Raw genomic sequence first — 5,602 nt, 5'->3', positions numbered from 1 at the left:
GGACCGCTCGCCCCCGGCAGAGCGGCCGCACCCCGCCGATGGCCCGGCGGCGCCGCAGCGTCCGTACTCGCCGGAGCGACTGGCCCCGACGGCGGACGCACGCCCGTCGGTGGCCCCGCCACCCACCTGGCAGGCACCGCCGCCACCGGCGACCCGGCCCGACGCGACCCCGGCCGACCCGACCCGGGCGGTTCCGGCTCCGGCGGCCCCGCAGCCACCGGCGGCGGAGGTCGCGCCGGTGCTCCCGCCGGCCCCCGGTACGCCGCGCCGCTACGTACCTCCGCTGCCCTCGGAAGAGCCGGCGGCGGCCGTTCACGAGCCGGACGACGTCCCGGGCACCCGCGGGCCGGAAGCGTGGTTCAGCCCCGCTCAGCCCGCCGAGTCCGACCAGGCCGAGCCGGCTACGGACCAGCAGTCGTCCGGCCCGGTCGACAACGACTCGACGGCCGGCGACCCCGACCTCTCCGCGACACCGGTCGCGCCGGACGCGCAGACGTCGACGCCGACGGCCGACACCCACCTCGACGTGGCCGACGAGCACGCCAGCGGGTCGACACCGGACGACGCATTCGACCCGGCCTCCGCGCCGCCCGCCCACCCGGTCTCCGGCACCCCTCGGCTCTGGGCGGACGACCTCGACGACGACCCACAGCCCGATTTCGACACGGGAACGGTGGACGGCGACCAGCCTGTCTCCGGCGCACCTGCCGTCGCGATGCCCCAGCAGCGGACCGACGCCGACCAGCAGCCCTTCGCCGCTTCGCCCAGCGAGGACACCGATCCGGTCGAGCCCGACCCGGCGGACGAACTCGCGCCACTCGACGAGCCTGCGGACGCGCTCGACGATCCGAACGCCAGCTGGGCGGATGGCTCGCGAGTCGACGAGTGGCGGGGCGACGCGGCGCTGCACGTCACGGCTACGGACGACACGAACCCGCCGGTCTCCGCACCGCCCGCCTCGGTCACGCCGGTCTCCGCTCCTCCGGCACCGCCGGTATCGGCCCCACCCGCGGCACCCGTCTCCGCGCCACCAGCGTCCGCGACAGTCCCCGTCTCCGCGCCGCCAGCGCCCACCGCAGCGCCCGTCTCCGCGCCGCCAGCGCCGCCAGCAGCCCCGGTGTCCGCACCACCCGCCTCAGCGCAGCCGTACTCCGTAGCGCCCGTCTCCGCGCCACCCGCGCCGGCACAGCCGTACTCCGGAGCACCGGTCTCCGCACCGCCAGCGCCCGCAGCAGCGCCCGTCTCCGCGCCGCCGGCCGCCGCGCCCGTCTCCGCGCCACCGGCCTCGACACCACCGCCCGCCGCGGCGCCCGCCTTCGGGCCGCCGGCGTCGGTGGTGCCGACGTCCGGGCCACCCGCCTCGGCCGTACCCGACCCGAGGATCGGCTCGGACGAAGAGAACGAGCCGGTGTCCGCGCCACCCGACGACGCACCGCCGGTGGTGACCCGCCCGTCGCTGGCCGACCCGGGCGACCCGGAGCAGGTGCTGGCCGCGTACCGGTGGCGGTTGGACCCGGTCACCCTGCGCGAGGAGCTGACGGAGCCGGACGATCTGCGGGCCATCCGGCGGCGGCTGACCGAGAAGTTGGGCTCGGCGGTCGACAACCGTGCCCGGGCCCGGCTGCTCAGCCTGCGGGCGGTGGCCTCGCGGATTCTCGGCGACCTGGACGACGCGCTGGCCGACGGTCGGCTCGCCCTCACCTACGCCGAGGCCACCGGCGAGCTGCGCCGGACCGCGCTGGCCCAGGCCCGGCTGGCCCACGTGCTGCGCTGGCGCGGTGACTTCGCCGAGGCCGACCAACTCTTCGCCCAGGCCAACTCGGTCGAGTTGCCCGACCGGTTGCGGGCCGCGCTGCACGAGCACGCCGGGCGGTCGTGTTACGACCAGGGGCGGCTCATGGAGGCCTGCGAGCACTTCGAGAAGGCGCTCGACCTGCGCGGCGCGGGCGACGCCGAACTGCTGGACCGGGTCCGGGTGGCCCTCGACGCGGTCACCGTCCGGGCCGAGACGGATGGCTTCGGCACGTACCCCCGGAGTCGGGACGAGGTGCTCGACCGGGACCGACCCCCGTTGCCGGACCGCGACGGGCCGCTGTGGGGTTACACCAGCCAGGACGGCGACATGGTCGTGCCCGCCCGGTACGCCGAGGCGCAGCCCTTCCACGACGGGCTGGCCTGGGTCCGCCGGCCGGACAGCGACCGCTGGTCGCTGATCAACCTGCTCGGTACGACGGTGATCCCGCCGTCCTTCCGTGCCGCGCAGCCGTTCAGCGACGGCCTGGCCTGGGTGGTCGGCGAGGGTGGTTGGACGGCGATCGACGCGACCGGGGCGGTGCAGGTCGCGCCCAACTTCGCCGAGGTACGACCGTTCCGGCGTGGGCTGGCCGCGGTGCGGCGCGAGGGGTGGGGGGCGGTCGACCGGACCGGTAGGGTCATCGTGCCCACCCGCTACCACGGCTTCGTCACCGAGTTGGCCGACGGCCAGCAGATCGACGGTTTCACCGACGAGGGGCTCGCGGTGGTCGACGTGGCGGGTCGAAGGGGCGTGGTGGACCGCACCGGCACGGTGCTGGTCCCGCCGGCGCACCCGATGCTGGTCATCCACCCGGTGGCGTTCCTGATCGAGAGCGACAACGGGCGGTGGGGCGCACTGGACCGGCGCGGCGTGCCGCTCATCGATCCGGTGCACCGCGATCGCGCCGAGGTGCTGGAGGAGATCGACCGGCTACTCACCGACGCCAACCCGGTCCTCTGAGTCGCCGGTCGCCGGTGTTGATCCACTGGGGCTAGGGTCGGTACATGGAATTCCGACACCTGGGCCGTTCCGGCCTGATGGTCAGCGAGATCTCGTACGGCAACTGGATCACCCACGGTTCGCAGGTCGAGGAGGACGCGGCGTTCGCCTGCGTGCGGGCCGCTCTCGACGCAGGCATCACGACCTTCGACACCGCCGACGGGTACGCCGGGGGTCGAGCCGAGGACGTGCTCGGCCGGGCGTTGCAGAACGAGCGCCGTGAAAGCCTGGAGATCTTCACCAAGGTCTACTGGCCGACCGGACCCACCCGCAACAACCGTGGCCTGTCCCGCAAGCACATCATGGAGTCGATCAACGGCTCGCTGCGCCGACTGCGCACCGACTACGTTGACCTCTACCAGGCCCACCGCTACGACAACAGCACGCCGCTGGAAGAGACGATGGAGGCGTTCGCCGACGTCGTCCGCTCCGGTAAGGCGCACTACATCGGCGTCTCCGAGTGGTCCGCCGCCCAGCTGCGCGCCGCCTACCCGCTCGCCCGGGAGTTGCACATCCCGCTGATCTCCAACCAGCCGCAGTACTCGCTGCTCTGGCGGGTCATCGAGGCCGAGGTCGTGCCGGCCAGCGAGGAGCTGGGCATCGGGCAGATCGTCTGGTCGCCGATGGCGCAGGGCGTGCTCTCCGGCAAGTACCTGCCGGGCGAGCCGCCGCCGGCCGGTTCCCGCGCCACCGACGAGAAGTCGGGCAAGGGCTTCATCTCCCGCTTCATGAACGACGACGTGCTGACCCGGGTCCAGCAGCTCAAGCCCCTCGCCGAGCAGGCCGGGCTCAGCATGGCCCAGCTGGCCGTGGCGTGGGTGTTGCAGAACCCGAACGTCGCCTCGGCGATCATCGGCGCGTCCCGCCCCGAGCAGGTGCACGACAACGTGAAGGCCGTCGGTGTGAAGCTCGACGCCGACCTGCTCAAGGCGATCGACGACGCCGTCGAGCCGATCGTCGAGCGGAACCCGGCGAAGACCGAGTCCCCCGCGCAGCGTCCCTGACGCCGTTCCGGCCCGGCCGGCGCGAACACCTCGCGCCGGCCGGGCCGGGTCAGGTCCGTCTGGTCGCCGGGTCAGGTCACCTCTGCCCGGTCACCGGTCACCGCCAGAAGCGGATCAGCTCCAGGCCGGTGGCGTAGAGCCACGACGGCAGACCGAGCAGGTCACCCACCGCGAAGACCGCGTCGAAGAACCAGCCGCCGATGCGCGGGTTCCACAACAGCGCGAAGAGCAGGATGAAGCCGTACGGCGCGAACAGGTCGTACATCTTGCGCCACTGCGGGTTGAGCCACGGCTGGATCATGTTGCCGCCGTCCAGGCCGGGCACCGGCAGCAGGTTCAGCACACTGGCGGTGAGCTGGAGGAAGGCGAGCAGCGCCACCCCGGCCCAGAACTCCACCGGACCATCCGACTGGGTGCCGAGCCGCACCGCCACCACCAACACCAACGTGAACAGCACGTTGGTCGCCGGGCCGGCGAGGCTGACCAGGGTGTGCCGCAGTCGACCCGGGATGGCGTGCCGGTCCACCCAGACCGCGCCACCCGGCAGGCCGATACCGCCGAGCAGCACCACCACCACCGGCAGCACGATCGACAGCAACGGGTGGGTGTACTTCAACGGGTTGAGCGTCAGGTAGCCGCGATGGGCGATGTCCCGGTCGCCGGCTCGGTAGGCCACCACCGCGTGCGCGTACTCGTGCAGGCAGAGCGACACCAGCCAGCCGGACACCACGAAGAGGAACACGTTGAACCGGACGCTGCCGTACCCGTTCCAGGTCAGCACCCCGCTGACCGCGAAGAGCGCGACAAGGCCGAGGAAGACCGGGCTGGGCCGGAACGCCGCCTTGGGTACGCCGAGGACCAGCCCGTCACCGCCCGGGCGGTCGTAGGCCATCACTCGGCCGTGGGCAACAGGCTCATCCGGTACTCCACCCGGTCGTCCTCCACGAGCGCGACCGAGGTGACGCCGGACGCCGCGAGCTCCCGCCAGGCCTGACCGATCCAGGATTCGGCGTCGGCCTGGCTGCCGAACGACTCCGCCGGTCCCTCGACCGTCTGGCCGTCCGTGCCCTCGTACCGCCAGCTCCACGCCATGCCGCGTCTCCCCTCGCCGCTGAAGTCCCCGTGGGACGAACCCTCGCCAGCGTAGTCGGCCCGGCGCGCAACGGCCGCTCGCTCGCCCCGGCGGGACCCACGGGGTGGATCAATCCGATCGACGCCGGCCGGTACGGTGGCTCGGTGCTGACACGGGGAGTGCTGCTCGGCGACCGGTACCGGCTGGGCGAGCGGGTGGCGACGGGTGGGATGGGCGCGGTCTGGCGCGGCACGGACGTGCTGCTGGAACGCGAGGTCGCCGTGAAGGTGCTGCTGCCGTCGCTGGTCGCCGATGCGGAGTTCACCGCCCGCTTCCGGGCCGAGGCGCGGATGCTGGCCGCGCTGCGGCACCCCGGCGTGGTGCCGGTGCACGACGTGGGGCAGGCGGCGCTCGACGACGGCAGCCAGGTCGACTACCTGGTGATGGAGTACGTCGAGGGCGAGCCGTTGTCCGCCCGGGTGCGCGCGGTGGGGCGGCTGGATCCGGCCACCACCATGTCGGTGCTGGCCCAGTCGGCCGACGCGCTGCACACCGCCCACCTCGCCGGCATCGTGCACCGCGACGTGAAGCCGGGCAACCTGCTGGTCAAGGCCGACGGCAGAGTGGTGCTCGTCGACTTCGGCATCGCCCGGTCCCGCAACATGGCCGGGCTCACCGCCGCGAACATGGTGCTCGGCACCGCCTCGTACATGTCTCCCGAGCAGGCCACCG

The 5,602-nt window shown here is 73.3% G+C and carries 5 protein-coding genes; 3 read left to right on the top strand and 2 right to left on the bottom strand.

Features of this window, described 5'->3' with window-relative positions; genetic code table 11:
- The first annotated feature begins 715 nt into the window (after window positions 1-715).
- Together DLJ58_RS00685 and DLJ58_RS00680 are read left to right on the top strand one after the other, a co-directional pair.
- Entirely contained in the window at window positions 716-2,755 is a 2,040-nt protein-coding gene (locus DLJ58_RS00685) for a WG repeat-containing protein (protein WP_124853380.1), read from the top strand.
- A 44-nt stretch (window positions 2,756-2,799) separates the two neighbouring features.
- Window positions 2,800-3,798: an aldo/keto reductase family protein gene (locus DLJ58_RS00680; RefSeq protein WP_124853379.1), complete on the top strand. Its 999-nt coding sequence runs from the start codon at window positions 2,800-2,802 to the stop codon at window positions 3,796-3,798.
- Between the two features lie 97 nt (window positions 3,799-3,895).
- On the opposite strand, the gene DLJ58_RS00675 is transcribed toward DLJ58_RS00680, so the two are convergent.
- Both DLJ58_RS00675 and DLJ58_RS00670 read right to left on the bottom strand, forming a co-directional pair.
- Complete coding sequence (locus DLJ58_RS00675) at window positions 3,896-4,690, bottom strand: site-2 protease family protein (protein WP_124853378.1); 795 nt, start codon at window positions 4,688-4,690, stop codon at window positions 3,896-3,898.
- Window positions 4,690-4,890 carry a hypothetical protein gene (locus DLJ58_RS00670; RefSeq protein WP_091407482.1) on the bottom strand — a complete coding sequence of 67 codons (201 nt, stop codon included), beginning with the start codon at window positions 4,888-4,890 and terminating at the stop codon, window positions 4,690-4,692. Before DLJ58_RS00670 ends, DLJ58_RS00675 begins: the two co-directional genes overlap by 1 nt.
- A gap of 144 nt (window positions 4,891-5,034) precedes the next feature.
- Between DLJ58_RS00670 and DLJ58_RS00665 the strand changes: the two genes are divergently transcribed.
- The coding region (locus DLJ58_RS00665; protein ID WP_148097957.1) for a serine/threonine-protein kinase at window positions 5,035-5,602 on the top strand (568 nt) is incomplete at its 3' end.

The sequence above is a fragment of the Micromonospora arida genome, from assembly GCF_003857035.1.
GTDB lineage: Bacteria > Actinomycetota > Actinomycetes > Mycobacteriales > Micromonosporaceae > Micromonospora > Micromonospora arida.
This window is presented reverse-complemented; position numbering and strand designations above follow the sequence as displayed.